Origin of the sequence: Caballeronia pedi, assembly GCF_001544915.2 — a bacterium.
In the GTDB taxonomy this organism is placed as follows: Bacteria; Pseudomonadota; Gammaproteobacteria; order Burkholderiales; family Burkholderiaceae; genus Caballeronia; species Caballeronia pedi.
Genome location: NZ_FCOE02000051.1, coordinates 31,868 through 49,147, shown reverse-complemented (window position 1 = coordinate 49,147; position 17,280 = coordinate 31,868). Strand labels below are relative to the sequence as shown.

Genomic DNA, 17,280 nt, shown 5'->3' with positions numbered 1-17,280 from the left:
GGCTCGCGCGCGAGACTGCGCGCGAGCGCCACACGCTGCGCCATGCCGCCGCTCAGTTGCGCGGGCAGCCAGCTACGCGCATGTTCGAGCCCCACGGCCTGGAGCGCCGCTGTGACGCGCGCCTTGCGGCTCGCGCGCGCGAGATGCGGCTGCCGCGCGAACGTCAGCCCGAAGGCGACGTTGCGCTCGACGGTGAGCCACGGCAGCAGGCACGGGTCCTGAAACGCGAGCGCGACGTCCGAGCGCGGGCCGCCGACGGCCTCGCCATCGATGCGCACGTTGCCCGAACTCGGCCGCGTCAATCCGGCGATGATCCGCAACAGCGATGACTTGCCGCAGCCGCTCGGCCCGAGCAGCGCGACGAGCTCGCCGGGCGCGACGCTCAGATCGACACCGCTCAGCACGCTGCGCGTCGCGTAACGCAGCATGATGCCGCTCGCGTCGATGTGTGCGCCGCGCTTACCGGAGCGCATCATGCAGCGCTCGCGAGGCGCTGTTGCGCCAGTTGCGCTTTCAATTGCACGAGGCTCGGCGTGACGATCGGAATGAACGACGCCTCGCGCACGCGCCGCGCGGTGCCGCCCTGATTGCGCAGATAGCCGCGTCCGCCGCTCGCCTGCACTTCGAGCGACAGCGCGCGCGTGACCGTTTCGACGAGCGCGATCCGCAGTTCGAACAGCGCGGCGGGGCGTTCGAAGAAGGTTCCGTCGACGACGCCCTGCTTCAATCGAAGGGTCTGCTCGGCGAGCGTTGCTTCGAGCGCGCCGGTCTCTGCGCGGATCGACTCACGCGACGCCGCGCCCGCCTGCGACGTCGCGAGCAGCGCGCTACGCGCCAATCCGATGGACATGCCGCACTGCAGTCCGAGAAACGCGGGGCGCACACGCACGAGCCAGTTGCGTGCATCGGCGGTGATGCGATGACGCGCGTCGAGCACCGTGCTCTTCACCGTGAGCGCCGCCGTGTTGCTCGCGCGCAGTCCGATGAGGTCGAGATCGTCGCTGCGCTCGACGCCCGACCTATCGTGTGGAATCGCGAAGATGGAAGGCGGCGAGCCGTCGTCGTGATCGAACGCCGCAGCCGCGATGAAGCCCTCGCGCCGCAGGTTGGTGATCCACGGCAGCCCGCCGCTCAGCGCAAAGCCGTCCGCGTGGCGAGCCGCGTGCATCTGCAATGCTTCGATGTTCGACAGATACTTCATCGCGTTCGAAAGACCCGTTGCGCCGGCGATTCCGCCATCGAGCAGGCGCGGCAAGATGTCCGCGTCGAACGCGTCGTTGTCGCTCTGCAGAACATACTCGATGAACGTGCGATGTCCCCAGAGCACAAAAGCAGCGGTAAGAGAATGCTCCGCGACGGCCGCCACGGTGTCGATCGCGTCGGCGATCGTGCCGCCCGCGCCGCCCAGCGCCTCGGGCACGCCCACGCCGACCACGCGCCCGTGCACCAGTTGCGGCAGCACGTCCGATGCACGCGACGCTTGCGCGTCGAGCGCATCCGCATGCGTGTCGAGCCAGGCGGCGAGCGACTCGAAGCAGGCGGTCGCGTTCATGCGGCCTGCGCCTTCGGTTCCCAGCGATACGCTTCAAGCTGCGGATTCAGCTCGTTGCGCGCCAGGTTGTTGGCGAAGTTGCAAAGCGTGGCGAGGCTCACGCCGAGAATCACTTCGAGCGCGCTTGCGTCGGTGTAGCCAGCGGACTTGAAGCCGGCGAGGACCTCGTCGGAGACGGCGCCGCGCGTCGCGATCACAGCGCGCGTGAAGGCGGCGACAGCGTCGAGGCGCGCATCGGACAGCGTGCCTTGGGCGCGGATTTCATCGACGAGCGCTTCGGGCAACTGGGCCTTCTTCAGCGCAACGGCGGTATGGCCCGCGACACAGAACCCGCAGCCGTGAATGGCGGCGGCGGTGATCTGCACGACTTCGCGTTCTGCCAGCGTGAGGCCGCTTCTGCCGTTGATTTCGCCGACGGTCAGATACGTTTCGAGCGCGACTGGCGCATTCGCGAGCGCGGCCACGAGGTTGGGCAGAAAGCCGTTGGCGGCCAGTGATTTTTGCAGGAACGGACGGCTTGCTTCGGGAGCGCTTTCGATGGTTTGCAAGGGCAGGCGGCTCATGACTTCCTCGAACGGGGAAAGCTTCATTGTCGGTGGCCGAACATGCCCCGGCAATGCGTCAGCGTCTCGCGTTCCTGCGGATTCGTCTCATGTCAGTGCACGCGCGATTCAGGCGCGCCCACGCCTTCGCGGCGGCACGCGCCGGGCTGCAGGCCGGTGATGCGCTTGAACGCCTGCGCGAAAGCGGACTCGGACTGATAGCCTACGTGTTCCGCCGCGTTCACGGTCGACGTACCGTGCCTCAGCATCTCCGCCGCGACTTTCATGCGCAGCAGCGCGACGAACTGCGCGGGCGGCTGTCCGCAAACCTCGGCGAACTGCTTGCAGAAGCGCGCCCGCGACATGTGGCAAAACGCCGCCATCGCGTGAGTGCTCCAGTCGTCACCGGGTTTCTCGATGATCGCGCTGACGAGCGGCGCGAACTCCGCGCGCCGCATCACCGTCCACAGACCCGGCGCGAAATCGTCCGCGCTGGCCACGGCGCGCAGCGCGTAGAAGAACAGCACGTCGGTCAGACGATTGATGAGCGGCGAGGGTGCGTCTTTCGTGCGCTCGGCTTCGGCACGGATCAGATCGAAAGTCGCACGCGCGCCCGCGAGCCGCGCATCGTCGTGACGCGCGACGATGTGATCGGGCAACAGGCCGTTGATGGCGTCGCCCAGATCGGAGCGGAATTCGAAGAAGCCGCAGGCGAGCGCCACGCTGTCGGCCGGCGCGTGCGTGGCATCGAGCGGCGTCATCGCGCCGATGCGCATGGCGAAATCGTCGCGGCCGGGCGCGGCGGGGTCGGGCGAGAGGCAATGCGCCATGTCGCGCATCAGGAACACGGCGTCGCCCGCGACGAGACGCGTGCTCGTCGCTGCGCGCCCGGCTTTGGCGGGCAGATGAAGCCAGCAGGCGCCCTCGAGAATCAGATGAAAGCTCGCGCGCTGGTGCCCCGCTGTCGATGCGCGATACGCGCCGCAATAGCGCCCCACGTGAAAGAGCGTGCTGCGCAGTTCGAGTCCGGAGAGCAGCCAGTCGGCGGCTTGTTCGGCGGATGTCGTCATGATGAGTTCGCGGCGAGCGTTGCGGGTTCGGCGGGCGGGCCATCAGCTTATCGTTGCGCCGCGCCCCCGCAAAACAAGCGTTCCTGCGATGCATATGCGTTTCCGTGCTATGCCGCCCTGAGCGCCCTGCAGCGGCCCGCCGATGCAATTGCTGGACCGCGCGCCATGCCGCAAGAACATGGCGCCGCGTTTTCGCTCACGAATAAAACGAAGGCTTCGGAATCCGTCCGTTGAGCGCCCACTCGCCCAGTTCGCGCACCTTGTAGTCGATCGGATCGTGCAACGTATGCACGCGTACGTTGCGCCAGAAGCGGTCGAGGCGCGCGGCCGCCGTCGTCGAGCGCGCGCCCGTCACTTCGAACATGCGATGCGCGACCTCCAGCCCGGCGCGCGCCGCCGCCACCTTCGATGTCGCCACCGCCACGGCCACTTCGCCGCGTTCCTGTTCGGTCAGGTCGAGTCCGCGCGACCACGCGTGATCGAACGCCTGCATCGCGCGCTCGACGAGCAGCCGTGCGCCTTCGAGCGCGATCCAGAAGTCGCCGTAGTGCGCGAGCACGTAGGGATCGTCGGCGGGACGCTCGGCGGTCGATGCGATCCACGGGCGCGTCTGTGCGAGCGTCGCGTCGCGCGCGGCCTGCAACGCGCCTTCGCCGATGCCCAGATAGATGTGACACAGGATCGACTGCGCGAGCAGCGGCCGCAACGTCGCGAACGGGCTGGAGAGCGGTCCCGGCTGAAGCAGCAGTTCACCGGTCGCAATGGGCACGCGCTCGAACACCACCGTGCCGCTGTCGGTCTGACGCTGCCCCATGTTGTCCCAGTCGTCGAGCACGGTAATGCCCGCGCGATTGGTCGGCGTCACGCCGATGAGCAGGCGCCCGTCGGCGTCGAATGCGGAGGCGAGCAACTGGTCCGAATCGCGCGCGCCGGAACAGAAGCTCTTGCGGCCGTCGAACACATAGCCGCCGGAGTCATCGGGCAGGGCGCGCGTGCTCTTGTCGAGCGGATTGAGCGCGTTGCCCCAGAACCAGCCCTGCGTGACGGTCTCGCCCAGCCAGCGGCGATTCTGCGTGTCGCTTCCGAACAGACGGATGGTCGCCAGTTGCAAGTGATGGAACGCGAACAGATGCGCGAGCGAGCTGTCGACCTGCGCCATGCGGCGCACGACATCGAGGGTCGTCGACCAGTCGGCGCCGTCGCCGCCGAACGCCACCGGAATCGAAAGCCTGAGCAGGCCGCTCTCGCGCAGCAGGTCGCGTTCGTGAAAAGCGGTGCCACCGGTCTTGTCGCGCGCGGCGGCGGTCTTCGCCCATTCAATTAATACCGCGTTCAGCGGCTCGCGCCATGCGGCGTCTTCGGTACGACTCATTGCGCTTTTCTCCTGATGGTGACGGTTTCGCCGATGCAGAAAACCATAGATTGATTCGTTGGTTTGGCTTTTGGTGGCTCGTTTGTAAGCTTGTGACGCTTCATCGACGACCACTGCTTCGCGCCCATCGCAGGCGCGAGCCGAAAGAGGAGAGCCCTATGAAAAATTTTCGCCGATCGCGAGCCGGCGTGCTGGCCATCGCGTTGAGCGCAGCGTTTGCGTCGCATGCCTTCGGCGCCGATCCGAACAAGCCGGAGATCCGTTTCGGCGCGACAGCCGGTCCGTACTCGGACCAGATTCGCTACGGTATCAAGCCGCAGTTGGAGAAGGAAGGCTACAAGGTGACGATCGTCGAGTTCAGCGATTATGTTCAGCCGAATCTCGCGCTCGCCGACGGCGCACTCGACGCCAACGCATTCCAGCACGAGGTGTATCTGAAGAAGTTCTCGGCGGATCACAGGCTCGCGCTGTCGGAGCTGGTGAAGGTGCCGACCGCGCCCATCGGGCTCTATAGCCACAAGCATAAGAGCCTCGACGAGCTGAAGGACGGCGCGACCGTGTCGCTGCCCAACGACGTCACCAACCAGGCGCGCGCAATCATCCTGCTTCAGCAACTCGGCTGGGTGACGCTCAAACCGGGCATCGATCCGGTGAAGTCGTCGGAGCGCGATATTGCGTCGAATCCGCACACGCTCAAGCTCGTGCCGCTGGAAGCGGCGCAACTGCCGCGTTCGCTGGATGACGTCGACTATGCGTTCGTCAACGGCAACTTCGCGCTCGCGGCGGGATTCAAGCTCACGGACGCGCTGCTGCTCGAGAAGATTCCGGCGTACTACCTGAACCTCGTTGCGGTGCGCACGGCCGATCTGAACAAGCCGTATGTGACGGACATCGCCAACGCGTACCAATCGGCGGAGTTCAGGCGGGTGATCGATCAGCGCTTCGCGGGCTTCTCGAAGCCGGCCAACTGACGCGGCAGGCCGCGGCCTCGCGCCGCGGCCGGGAATCGCACGCGCGTTCAAGGGCGCAGTCCTTCCACCGCTTCCAGTCGCGGCGCGGCATCGTCACGGCGATTTTTCGACAGGCGCGGATTGAACGCCGCATGCAGCGCATCGCTCAGCAGGTTGAGCGCCAGCACCGTCAGCGCGATCGCCGAGCCGGGCACCGCGATCATGTACCACGCGGTGCGCAGCGCTTCGCGGCCCGTGCCGACCATCGAACCCCAGCTCACCACGTTCGGATCGCCGAGCCCGAGAAACGATAGCGCCGCTTCCGAGAGGATCGCGTTGGCGACGAGCAGCGCTGTCGAAACCAGAATCGGCGTCAGCGCATTCGGCAGGATTTCGATGAAGATCAGATGCGCATCGCTCGCGCCGAGCGCCACGCTCGCGCTGACGAACTCGCGCTCGCGCAGCACGATGAATTCGCCGCGCGTGAGCCGCGCGATGCTCGGCCACGCCGTCACGCCGAGCGCGAACACGATGGTCGCAAGCGAGGGCGTGAGTATCGCGACGAGGATGATCGCGAGCAGAAACGGCGGCACGGTCTGGAAGAACTCAGTGATCGCCATCAGCGTCTGGTCGATGAGGCCGCCGAAATAACCCGCGATCCCGCCGATCAGCACGCCCAGCACGAGCGCGATGACGGCCACCGTCGCGCCCACGTACAGCGAGACGCGCGCGCCATGGAACAGTCCGGCGAGCAGATCGCGTCCCATCAGATCGGTGCCGAGCGGGTACGCGTGATCGGCGCCGGGCCATTGATAGGGCGCGGCGACCATGTCAAGTGGATCGCCGGGAAAGAGCCGGTTCGCCGACAACGCCGCGAACAACGCCAGCGCGAGCAAGACCACGCCGACGAGCGCGGACGGCTGGCGCAGGAAATGAAGCAGTTTCATCGACGCGACCTCGTGCGTGGATCGACGAGTCCGTAAAGCAGATCGACGATCAGATTGAGCAGGACCACCAGAAACGCGGAGAGCAGGAGCACGCCGACCAGCAGATTGACGTCGCGGCTCCTGATCGCTTCGAACGACAGTTGCCCGAGGCCCGGCCAGCCGAACACGGTCTCCACGATCACCGAACCGCCGATCAGCGCGCTGCCTTGCAAACCGAGCATCGTGAGCACGGGCAGCACGGCGTGGCGCAGCGCGTGATGCGTCGTCACGTGCCACGGCCGTGCGCCTTTCGCACGCGCCGTGCGGATGAAGTCTTCCTGCAAGGTCTCGATCATCGACGCACGCGCAAGCCGTGCGAAGATGGCGACGTAGTACAGCACGAGCGTCGCGGCAGGCAGCACGAGATGGCGCAGATGATCGAGCAGCAGCGCGGCGCCCTGATGCGCGACGTTGGTATCGGCGACGCCGCCGATCGGCAGCCATTCGAGATGCACGCCGAACACCACGATGAGCATCAGCGCGGTCCAGAACATCGGCGCGGAATAGCCGAGAGTCGCGAGCGTGGACACGAACGTATCGACGAAACCATGCGGACGGCGCGCGGCGAGCACACCGAGCAGCAGCCCGAGGCTCACCGAGACGACGAGCGCCGTGCCGATCAGCGCGAGCGTGGCGGGCAGACGCGCGAAGATCAGCACAGCGACCGGCTCGCCGAAGCGAAACGAGAAGCCGAGATCGAGCCGCAGCGCATGTTCCACGTAGTGCAGCAGTTGCCACGCGACCCCGTGATTCAGGCCATACGCTTCGCGCAATTGCGCCACGTATTGCGGAGACACGTTGCCGCTCTCGCTCGCGATGACATCGACGAGATCGCCGGGCATCAGCTTGAGCAGCGCGAAGTTGAGCACCGTGGTGCCGAGCAGCACGAACACGAGCTGAAGCAGCCTGCGCCCGATCTTGCCCGAAGCGAGCGCCGAGGTGAGTTGCATGACGATCACGCCTTGTCGAACCAGACGCGCGCGAAGTTGGCGCGCGAATGGCTCGCGGTGTCGGTGACGTTGCGCAGGTTCTTTGCCCAGACGCCGAACCAGCGGAACTCGAACAGATTGATCAGCGACAGGTCGCGCTGCGCGATCTTCTGCAACTGAAGATACAGATCGCGCCGTTTGGCCGGATCGGTCTCCGTCTGCGCGGCTTCGATCACGCGATCCATTTCCGGGCTCGCATAGCCGGACGCGTTGAACCACGGCGTTCCGTTGGACGCCGCCTTCGACCAGTAATGCTGTTCGATGCCGATCTGCGGATCGAGACCGTCCGTGCCCCAGCTGCTGATGAGCTGGAAGTTGTAGTCGGTGAAGACGTTCTTGATCCAGGTCGGCAGATCCTGCCCGCGCAGATTCACGTCGATGCCCACGCGGCGCAGCGCCTGGCGCACGAATTCGCCGGTGCGGCGATAGTCGTCGCCATACGGGATGAAATCGTGGTCGAGCTTGAAGCGCCAGCCGTCGGCCTTCTTCGGATAGCCGGCCTTGTCGAGCAGTGCTTCGGCGCGCTTCGGATCGTACGGATACTGCTGCGTATCCGCCGTGTAGAACGCCTTCACGAGCGACGACTCAGGCCCTGTCGCCGGCACCGCGTAGCCGCCCCAGACCGTCTTGACCAGCACGTCGCGATTGATCGCATGGGAGATGGCCTGACGCACTTCGAGCTTGCCGAGAATCGGGTCGCGCAGATTGGGCTCCAGCCAGAGCCACGCCGCGTAGCCGTTATAACCCTCGCGCGAGACGATGAGACCGGGCAGCTTCGCGAGCCGGTCGGCATCGGCGAAAGTTACCGGGTTGCGTTCGCCGTACTGCGCCGCGCCGGTTTCGAGCGCGGTGGCGCGGCCCGAGACGTCCGGCGTGATCTTCCAGGTGATGCGATCCAGATAGGGCTGGCCCGGCGCCCAGTATTTCTCGAAGCGGTCCAGCACGATGCGGTCGCCGCGCGCCCATTCCGTGAACTTGAACGGGCCCGTGCCGACCGGCTTGTTGTTGTACGGATTGTTGCGGATGTCCGTGTTCTCGTAGAGATGCTTCGGCAGGATCGGCGTGCCGAGCGAGTCGAGAATGCCGAAGGTCGCGGGCGTCGATTTCGACAGATGCAGCACGACGGTATGCGCATCGGGCGTATCGATCTTCGTCAAATATTGCAGCACGCGCCGCGACGCGGGACTGATCTTGAGCCACACCTCTTCAGCGGAGAATTTCACGTCGGCGGAGGTGAAGGGCTGGCCGTCGTGCCACAGCGCGTTCTGCCGTAGTTTGAAGGTCCATGTCAGGCCGTCCTGCGAGACGGTCCAGCTTTCGGCGAGCTGGGGACGCGGCTTCAGGTCCGGGCCGTACTCGACGAGCCCATCGAAGACCTTGCTTGCCACCGCGCCGATCATCGTCGCGGAATTGACGAAGAAGGCAAGCGTCGGCGGTTCCGGATGGATGACCGCTGTGAGCGTGCCGCCGCGTTTCGCACCGTTCAGCGTGATCGGCGTCGTTTCGGTCGCGGCCCAGGCGTTACCGGTGAACACGAAGGGCGTCGCCGCGCCCGCGAGCAGCGCGCCCGCGCCCTTGAGCAGTTTGCGGCGCTTCAGATCGGCAACCGCGGCGCCCAGCGGATCATCGCGGAACAGGAGCGGCGAGGTTGAAGTCGGCTGCGGCTTGCTCTTGAAAGTCACGATCAATTTTCCTTGTATCGAATGAGAATGGCGCGAGCGATGACGGCACGGCGTCGATCAGCGTGCGCGTGTAGGCGTGTTGCGGTGAGGTCCAGATGGAGGCGTGATCGCCGCTCTCGACGATGCGCCCTGCCTGCATCACCAGCACGCGATCCGCGATATAGCGGACTACCGAAAGGTCGTGCGAGATGAACAGCAGCGCGAGGCCGAGTTCGTGCTTCAGGTCGGCGAGCAGATCGAGGATTTGCGCCTGAATGGAGACGTCGAGCGCCGATACCGGTTCGTCGCAGATGACGAGTTCCGGCGCGAGCACGAGCGCGCGCGCGATGCCGATGCGTTGCCGCTGCCCGCCCGAGAATTCGTGCGGATAACGCCGCAGCGCCGATGCCGGCAAACCGACCGCATCGACGATGCGGCGAATCCTCGCGTCGCGTTCGCGCCGGCTGGAGACGCCGTGAATCGCGAGTGCATACCCGAGCGTGCGCTCGACGGTATGACGCGGATTGAGCGAGCCGTAGGGGTCCTGAAAGATCATCTGCACTCGCCGGCGATAGGGCCGCAGCGCGCGCCTGGTGCGATGCGTGACGTCTTCGCCATCGAACACAATGCTGCCGCCGGAAGGCTCGACGAGCCGCGTCAGCGCGCGCGAGAGCGATGACTTCCCGCATCCCGATTCGCCGACGAGGCCCACGGTTTCGCCGGCGCGGATGTCGAAGCTCACGCCGTCGACGGCGCGCACGCCGTGGTAAACAACGCGTATATCGCGGGCTTCCAGCAGCACGCGGGGGTGCGTGGCTGCGGCGCGCGGCGCTTCCGCGCGCGGCGTGTCCGTGAGACGCACGTCGCGATAATGCAGTCCCGCGCCAAAATGCAGCGAGGCTCCGAGCAGCGCGCGCGTGTACGGCTGCGAAGGCTGGGCGAACAGTTTCGCGCTTGCCGCCTCTTCGACCTTCGCGCCGTCTTTCATCACGACGACGCGATCCGCCCAGCGCCCGACTATGCCGAGATCGTGCGTGATGAGCAGCACGGCCATCGACAGTTCGCGCCGCAGCCGGTCGATCAGTTCGAGAATCTGCGCCTGGATGGTGACGTCGAGCGCGGTGGTCGGCTCGTCGGCGATGAGCAGGCCGGGACGGCAGGCGACGGCCATTGCGATCATCACGCGTTGCCGCTGCCCGCCCGACAGTTGATGCGGATAGTGCCCGAAACGGCGTTGCGGCTCGGGCAGGCGCACGAGTTCCAGCAGGTCGAGCGCTTCCTTGCGCGCGGCCTGCGCCGACATCGGCCGATGCAGCGTCAAGGCTTCCGCGACCTGTTTGCCGATCGGCTGAAGGGGGTTCAACGAGGTCATCGGCTCCTGAAAGATCATGCTGATGCGGTTGCCGCGCAGCGCGCTCCATTCGCGTTCGCTTCGACCGAAGAGCGCTTCGCCCTCGAAGCGGATCGCGCCTTGTACACGCGCCCGGTCCGGCAATAGGCCGATAGTCGCGAGTGCGACGGTGGATTTCCCGCTGCCGGATTCGCCGACGAGCGCGAGGATCTCGCCGCGCCGGATCGTCAGATCGAAGGGGCGAACCGCGGCATGTCCGCCGAAGGCCACGCTCAGCTGGTCGATCTGGAGCAGGGGCGTCGAATCACTCATCGCGCTTGCGTCGCCGCTTCGTTCGACGGATCGCGAAAGCCCGCGCCCGTATGACGCGGCCCGAGCCGCGCGCCATCGCCGAAAAGCTTTTCACGCAGCGTTCCCTGCGCATAGGAAGTCTTGTAGATGCCGCGCGACTGCAATTCGGGAATGACGAGATCGATGAAATCCTCATAGCTCTCGGGCGTCACGGTGCGCGTGAGATTGAAGCCGTCGACGCCGGCTTCCTGCACCCAGGATTGCAGCGCGTCGGCCACCTGCACCGGATCGCCGACGATGGTCGTGTAGCGTCCGCCCAGTTGCATCTGGTCGAGCAGATGCCGCACCGTGACGCCGCGCTTGCCATCGGTCACGCGCTGCACCGACGATTCGATGCCGCGTCCCTTGTGGCCGCCCGGCGGGGCGAGTTCGTCATCGGGCGCGTAAGTGGAATAGTCGATGCCGCTGCCAGCCGCGAAATGTGCCAATCCCGCCTCGGGGCTCGCATACCGCGCGTATTCGGCGAACTTCTCTTCTGCCTCGCGCTGCGTGCGGCCGACCACCACGGTGATGCCCATGATGATCTTCAGATCGCCGGCGTCGCGTCCGGCGGCGACCGCCTGAGCGCGCAGCGCATCGACCAGCTTGCGCGTGCCTTCCTTGCTCTGGCTCGACACGAACACGCATTCGGCGTGACGCACGGCGAATGCCTGACCGCGCCCTGACGATCCCGCCTGGAACAGCACCGGCGTGCGCTGCGGCGAAGGCTCGCACAGGTGATAGCCTTCGACGTCGTAATAGCGCCCGCGATGCCGCACCTTGCGGACTTTCGCGGGATCGGCGAACACGCGGCCCTCGCGGTCGCGCCGCACCGCGTCGTCCTGCCAGCTTCCTTCCCACAGCTTGTATAGCACGTCGAGATATTCGTCGGCGCGATCGTAGCGCTCGTCGTGCGGAATCATTTCGGCGCCGCCCATCGCGCGCGCGGCGCTGTCCAGATAGCCCGTCACGATGTTCCAGCCGATCCGCCCATCGGTCAGATGATCGAGCGTGGAGAAGCGCCGCGCGAGCAGATAGGGCGCTTCATAGGTGAGATTCACCGTGATGCCGAAGCCGAGGTTCTGCGTGGCGGCGGCCATCGCGGAGACGAGCATCATCGGATCGTTGACGGGCAACTGCACCGATTCCTTCAGCGTGACGTCGACCGATTGCCGATAGATGTCGTAGACGCCGACGATATCCGCGATGAAGAGCCCGTCGAACAGGCCGCGTTCGAGCAGCTTGGCGAGATCGGTCCAGTACGAGAGCTTTCGATAATCCGTCGAGCGATCGCGCGGATGGGTCCACAGGCCATGATTGATATGGCCCACGCAGTTCATGTTGAACGCGTTCAGAATGATGTGCTTCTTGCTCATGGGAGGACGTGCGTCGAACGGAAAGGTACGGTGAGAGTCAAGCCACGCCGATGCGCCATTGCCCCGGCGGCAGCGTGCCGTTCACGGCGAAGTCGCCGACGATGCGGTCCTTGTAGATGCGCGGGTTATGCGACGCGATGGTGCGCGCATTGCGCCAGTAGCGGTCGAGTCCGGCTGCGCGCAGCGTCGCGGACGCGCCGAGCGCGTCGAACACACTGGCGCTTGCATCGAGCACGAGTTGCGACGCCACGGTCTGTGCCTGCCAGATTTCGATTTCGGTTTCCGCGATGATCGCGAGTGCGTCGGGCCGCTCGAAGGACGCCGCCGCGCGTTCGAGCGCGCGCGCCGCCTGTGCGACGATGGCGCCGGCCGTCCAGGCATGCGCGCGGGCGCGGCCGACGACTTGCAGCAGTTGCGGATCTTCGGCGGCGCGCGGCGTCACGGCATTGCTATAACTGCGCTTGCGGCTGGCGAGCACCGCGGCGGCATCGTTCGCCACCGCGCGGCCGATGCCCGCGAGCGTCGCCAGATGCACGAGCTGATAGAACGCCTCGGAGTAGGGAAACGGCGCGCGGCCCGCGACGATTTCGCGTTCATCGACCTTGACGTGGTTGAAGCGGCTCGTGCCGCTCGCGGTCAGGCGCTGGCCCATGCCGTCCCAGTCGTCGATTACTTCGACGCCGTCGGCATGTCGATTCACCGTGACGGAGATCTGCGCTTCGTCTGCATCGGTTGCGCCGACGTGGATCCAGTCGGCAAAGAGCGAACCGGTCGTATAGAACTTCGCGCCGTTCAGATGCCAGCCGCTCGCGTTTTGCGTGAGGCGCGTCGCGAACTGGCTCTGGCGCGCTTCGCCGGTCTCGGACCATGCCGCGCCGACGATCGCGCCCTTGCCGAGCCGCGCGAGCCATCGCTCGCGACGTTCGACGGGGCTGTCCAGCGCATGCTCGGTAAAGCCGAAATGCGCGCGCAGCGCCTGCGTGATGTTGGAGTCGGCCTCCGACAGCTCGATCAGTAATTCGAACAATTCGACGAGCCGGACGCCGCTGCCGCCATGCTCGCGCGGCACGCGCAGCGCGGTGAAGCCGGCGTCCCGCAGCCACGCGATCTCTTCGGCGGGCAGACGTCGTTCGAGTTCGCGCGTGACGCTTTGCTCGCGGATACGCGCCAGAATCGGGCGAAAGGGCGCGGCGAGCGCGGCGTAATTGTCCGTGGGTCCGGGCCCCCAGGCTGCGCCGACGACGATGCCCGGAGGCAGGGGAGCATTGCGATCAAATGACATGGTGCGTGTGCGTGATTCGTGAAACGACGATTATCAGCAACGACCGCGCTGGCGCTAAACGACGAATTTTCAGAAGCTAAGGCGAAATCGTCGCGTCGAGGCCGATTGGTTCAGCCCGGCTCCCCGCCGATGGGCGAATTCTTCGGTTTCCATTCGATGCCGGCAGACGCGTGGTTGCAGAGCTGACTCAGCCGTGCGTGGCCGTCGCGTGTTCCGGACGTTTGAGGCCGAGGTGCTCGCGCAGCGTGCGGCCGGTGTATTCGGTACGAAAGAGCCCACGCCGACGCAGTTCGGGCACGACCAGGTCGATGAATTCCGCGAGGCCGCCGGGGAACCACGGCGCCATGATGTTGAAGCCGTCCGCGCCGCCTTCCTCGAACCATTGCTGCAACTGATCCGCTATGCTCGCCGGCGTGCCGATCACTTGCTGATGGCCTCGCGCACCCGCAATACGCTGATAGAGCTGGCGGATCGTCAGCCTGTCGCGCCGCGCGAGTTCCACCAGCAGATGCTGACGGCTCTTCGGGCCGTTCGTTTCGGGCAGCTCGGGAATTGGACCGTCGACGTCATGGCCCGACAGATCCACACCGCCGATTACCGTGGACAGCAGCGCGACGCCGACCACCGGATCGACCCGCGATTGCAGCGCCTCGAACTTTTCCTCCGCTTCGGCTTGCGTGCGGCCAACCACCGGGAAAATGCCCGGCATGATCTTCACGTCGTCGGGTTCGCGGCCGTAGGCGGGCAAACGCCCCTTGATGTCGGCATAGAACGCCCGGGCTTCGTCGAAAGTCTGGTGCGCAACGAAGATCACTTCGGCCGTGCGGGCGGCGAGCGCGCGGCCGTCCTCGGACGCGCCGGCCTGCACGACCACCGGGCGACCCTGCGGAGAACGGCTGACGTTGAGCGGCCCGCGCACCTGAAAGTGCTTGCCGCGATGGTTCAGCACGTGCACTTTGTCGGCGTCGAGATAGATGCCGCTTTTCTTGTCCCGCACGAAGCTGTCGTCTTCCCATGAATCCCAGAGGCCGAGCACGACGTCGTGGAATTCGGCGGCGCGCTCGTAGCGCACGGCGTGCTCGGGCAGCGCGTCACGGTTGAAGTTCTGCGCCTCCGCCGCGCTGGTCGAGGTGACGAGATTCCAGCCCGCGCGCCCGCCGGAAATCTGGTCGAGCGTGGCGAAGCGGCGCGCCACGTTGAACGGCTCGTGAAACGATGTTGAAACGGTTGCGATCAGGCCGATCCGTTCGGTGACGGCGGCGAGCGCCGCAAGCAGCGTGACGGGATCGAGGAAGTCGCTGCGGGCCGTGCGCGCGAGCGACGGCAGATCCGTGCTTCGTACAGCAGAGGAATCGGCGAGAAAGACCGCATCGAACTTCGCCGCTTCGGCGAGACGCGCGAGTTCCACGTAATGGCGAAAGTTGCTGCCGGCATCGGCCTGTGCATCGGGATGCCGCCATCCGGCGATATGGTGGCCCGTCTGCATCAGAAATGCGCCGAGGGCGAACTGTCGGGCGGATCGTGTCATGGTGTTCCGTTCAAAGAGGATCGATCTGAGAGGCCTGCCTTTTGCTTTCGGCTCGATCTCGCACGATACGGCAGCGCATCGTCCGGTCAAACGAACGGATCGTTCGATCGTTATCAGCGCCTGCGCGCCGAGGAAGCCGAACCTCAGAAGGTAGGACATCCGCGAGGCGTCCGGAAATAACGCATCGCGCGAAGCATACGAGCCTGCGCCACCGATGCGAATGACGGATGCGCTCATACGCTTGCTCGAAATGGTTCGTTGCGGGCAGCGGCGCCGCAATGCTCTGATTCGATGACTCAACGACCACGGAGAAAGCTCATGAGCACGGTGCTGGACAACCCGAAAGCGCAGGCGCAAACCGAAGCCCATCAGGACCTGCGCGTGCGGCCTTACAAGCCGCTCGTCGGCGCGGTCGTCGAAAATGTCGATCTCGCCGCGCCGCTCAGCGAAGCGAACCGGCAGACGCTGCGCCAGGCGCTCGTCGACCATGGCGTGATTTTTTTTCGTGAACAGGCGCTCACATCCGATCAGCATGTGGCGCTCGCGCGCATCTTCGGCAATCCGATCCGCAAGAACGTATATCTGCCAGCCGTCGCGGGCTTTCCTGAAATCGAGGTCATCGCTCACGGCGGCGACAAGACCCGCTCGGGCGGCACGGATAACTGGCACGTCGACGTTTCGTGGCAGCATCAGCCGCCCAAGGCCACGGTTCTCCATGCGCAAGACATTCCCGAAGGCGGTGGCGGCGACACGATCTGGGCCTCGTCGGCGGCAGTCTACGACCTGCTGGATCCCGATCTGGCCCGCTACTTCGACAAGCTGACGGCGGTGAATACCTTTATCGCATCGCCGAAAAAGGCCGCGCTCGCCGAGCTGCTGAGCGGCTATGAGATTCCCGAGGGCACGCAGGAGACCAGTGTCGAAGCGGGACTCGCGCGCGTGCATGACGCCGCGCAGAAACATCCGCCGATCGAAGTGCCCGTCATCAAGACGCATCCCGAGAACGGACGCAAGCTCGTGTTCGTCAACGAAGGACATACGAGCCATATTCTCGGCGTGTCGAAGACGCAGAGCCAGAGCCTGCTCAACTATCTCTACGATCTCATCAAGACGCCGGAGGTGCAGGCGCGCTTCGAATGGAAGCAGGGCGACGTCGCGATCTGGGACAACCGCCAGGTTCAGCACTACGCGGCGCGCGATTACGGCGCGGCGAAGCGGCGCATCCATCGCATCACACTCGAACACGACGGCGTGTTCTGACCGGAGGCGAACGCGTGACAGTCATCAAACGGTTCATCCATGGCGTGTTGCCCGCCGTCGCGTTCGCCGCGAGCGCGACGGCGCACGCGCAGACGCCCGAGAAGCTCGAACTGCGCTATCAGGGCTGGGCGAGCAAGGTGCTGTATCCGGAACTGGCCGAGGATCTGGGTTATCTCGCCCCGATCAGACTCAAGTGGGTCGGCAACACGATCAGCGGGCCGCAGGACATTCAGGCGGCCGTGACCGGCGATGTCGACTTCGGCGGTGCGTTCAACGGTTCGATCGTGAAGCTCGTCGCGGCGCATGCTCCCGTGAAGGCGGTGGTGTCGTATGTCGGCACGGACAAGGACACCAACGGCGGCCTGTTCGTGGTGCAGGACAGCGCGATCAAGGGGCCGCGTGATCTCATCGGCAAGAAGATCGGCGTCAATACGCCGGGCGCGTATCAGCAGTATCTCGTGACCGCCTATCTGCAGAAATCGGGGCTGTCGAAGGAAGAGATCGATCGGGTGACCTTCGTGCCCGCGCCGCCGGTGAACCTCGCGCAATTGCTGAAGCAGAAGCAGCTCGACGCGGTGTTCCTCGAAGACATCATCAAGGACAAGCTGATCGCCGATGGCGGCGCGCGGCTGCTCACGACCGACTACGCGCAGTTCGGTTCGTACGGCTACGCGAGCTATCTGTTCACCGACCGCTTCATCGCGCAGAATCCGCAGACGGTGCGCAAGTTCGTCGAAGGCACCGCGCGCGCGATCGAATGGACGCGCACGACGCCGCGCGATCAGGTCGTCGCGCGTCTCAAGAAGATCGTCGAAGCGCGGCGTCGCAACGAGGACACGTCGATCGTCGATTACTGGAAGTCGCCGGGCGTGGGCGGCAAGGGCGGCGTCATCGCAGCCGAGGACTTCACCACCTATATCGACTGGTACGTGAAGAACGGCGTTCTCAAGCCCGGACAGGTCACGCCGGAGGCGGTGTACTCGAACCAGTTCAATCCATTTAATCAGGCCGTGGCCAGAAACTGATGCTTC

Annotated in this window: 15 protein-coding genes; 3 read left to right on the top strand and 12 right to left on the bottom strand. The window is 65.5% G+C overall.

What is annotated here, in order from left to right:
• The 5 genes from AWB80_RS38185 to AWB80_RS38165 form a co-directional block, all read right to left on the bottom strand.
• On the bottom strand, window positions 1-476 hold a 476-nt coding region (locus AWB80_RS38185), incomplete at its 3' end, for an ABC transporter ATP-binding protein (protein ID WP_425266933.1).
• The gene (locus AWB80_RS38180) at window positions 473-1,552 is read right to left on the bottom strand and encodes an acyl-CoA dehydrogenase family protein (protein ID WP_061179804.1); all 1,080 of its coding nucleotides are present in this window, start codon (window positions 1,550-1,552) and stop codon (window positions 473-475) included. The genes AWB80_RS38180 and AWB80_RS38185, both read right to left, overlap by 4 nt.
• A complete protein-coding gene (locus AWB80_RS38175) occupies window positions 1,549-2,115 on the bottom strand; it encodes a carboxymuconolactone decarboxylase family protein (protein ID WP_061179812.1) in 567 nt (188 codons plus the stop codon). The genes AWB80_RS38180 and AWB80_RS38175 overlap by 4 nt, the downstream gene beginning before the upstream one ends.
• 92 nt (window positions 2,116-2,207) lie before the next feature.
• Window positions 2,208-3,164, bottom strand: coding sequence for an AraC family transcriptional regulator (locus tag AWB80_RS38170; protein WP_061179803.1), 957 nt, complete (start codon window positions 3,162-3,164; stop codon window positions 2,208-2,210).
• A gap of 196 nt (window positions 3,165-3,360) precedes the next feature.
• Window positions 3,361-4,536 (bottom strand): acyl-CoA dehydrogenase family protein, encoded by a 1,176-nt coding sequence (locus AWB80_RS38165; RefSeq protein ID WP_061179802.1) that lies wholly within the window; start codon window positions 4,534-4,536, stop codon window positions 3,361-3,363.
• Window positions 4,537-4,694: 158 nt separating this feature from the next.
• Here AWB80_RS38165 and AWB80_RS38160 point away from each other — a divergent pair, with 158 nt between their 5' ends.
• The gene (locus tag AWB80_RS38160; RefSeq protein ID WP_061179801.1) at window positions 4,695-5,507 is read left to right on the top strand and encodes a MetQ/NlpA family ABC transporter substrate-binding protein; all 813 of its coding nucleotides are present in this window, start codon (window positions 4,695-4,697) and stop codon (window positions 5,505-5,507) included.
• Between the two features lie 47 nt (window positions 5,508-5,554).
• Here AWB80_RS38160 and AWB80_RS38155 read toward each other — a convergent pair whose 3' ends face one another.
• The 7 genes from AWB80_RS38155 to AWB80_RS38125 all read right to left on the bottom strand — a co-directional run bounded on the left by AWB80_RS38155 (window position 5,555) and on the right by AWB80_RS38125 (window position 14,989).
• Entirely contained in the window at window positions 5,555-6,433 is an 879-nt protein-coding gene (locus tag AWB80_RS38155; RefSeq protein ID WP_061179800.1) for an ABC transporter permease, read from the bottom strand.
• Entirely contained in the window at window positions 6,430-7,422 is a 993-nt protein-coding gene (locus AWB80_RS38150; protein WP_061179811.1) for an ABC transporter permease, read from the bottom strand. Before AWB80_RS38150 ends, AWB80_RS38155 begins: the two co-directional genes overlap by 4 nt.
• Window positions 7,423-7,427: 5 nt before the next feature.
• Window positions 7,428-9,143 carry an ABC transporter substrate-binding protein gene (locus AWB80_RS38145; protein ID WP_061179810.1) on the bottom strand — a complete coding sequence of 572 codons (1,716 nt, stop codon included), beginning with the start codon at window positions 9,141-9,143 and terminating at the stop codon, window positions 7,428-7,430.
• Entirely contained in the window at window positions 9,085-10,785 is a 1,701-nt protein-coding gene (locus AWB80_RS38140; protein ID WP_061179799.1) for an ABC transporter ATP-binding protein, read from the bottom strand. The genes AWB80_RS38145 and AWB80_RS38140 overlap by 59 nt, the downstream gene beginning before the upstream one ends.
• The gene (locus AWB80_RS38135; protein WP_061179798.1) at window positions 10,782-12,179 is read right to left on the bottom strand and encodes an LLM class flavin-dependent oxidoreductase; all 1,398 of its coding nucleotides are present in this window, start codon (window positions 12,177-12,179) and stop codon (window positions 10,782-10,784) included. Before AWB80_RS38135 ends, AWB80_RS38140 begins: the two co-directional genes overlap by 4 nt.
• Window positions 12,180-12,216: 37 nt before the next feature.
• A complete protein-coding gene (locus tag AWB80_RS38130; RefSeq protein WP_061179797.1) occupies window positions 12,217-13,461 on the bottom strand; it encodes an acyl-CoA dehydrogenase family protein in 1,245 nt (414 codons plus the stop codon).
• Between the two features lie 187 nt (window positions 13,462-13,648).
• Complete coding sequence (locus AWB80_RS38125) at window positions 13,649-14,989, bottom strand: LLM class flavin-dependent oxidoreductase (protein ID WP_061179809.1); 1,341 nt, start codon at window positions 14,987-14,989, stop codon at window positions 13,649-13,651.
• A 318-nt stretch (window positions 14,990-15,307) separates the two neighbouring features.
• Here AWB80_RS38125 and AWB80_RS38120 point away from each other — a divergent pair, with 318 nt between their 5' ends.
• Both AWB80_RS38120 and AWB80_RS38115 read left to right on the top strand, forming a co-directional pair.
• Window positions 15,308-16,249, top strand: a complete 942-nt coding sequence (locus tag AWB80_RS38120) for a TauD/TfdA dioxygenase family protein (RefSeq protein ID WP_061179796.1) — start codon at window positions 15,308-15,310, stop codon at window positions 16,247-16,249.
• Between the two features lie 14 nt (window positions 16,250-16,263).
• Window positions 16,264-17,274: an ABC transporter substrate-binding protein gene (locus AWB80_RS38115; protein ID WP_244206966.1), complete on the top strand. Its 1,011-nt coding sequence runs from the start codon at window positions 16,264-16,266 to the stop codon at window positions 17,272-17,274.
• Window positions 17,275-17,280: the final 6 nt, after the last annotated feature.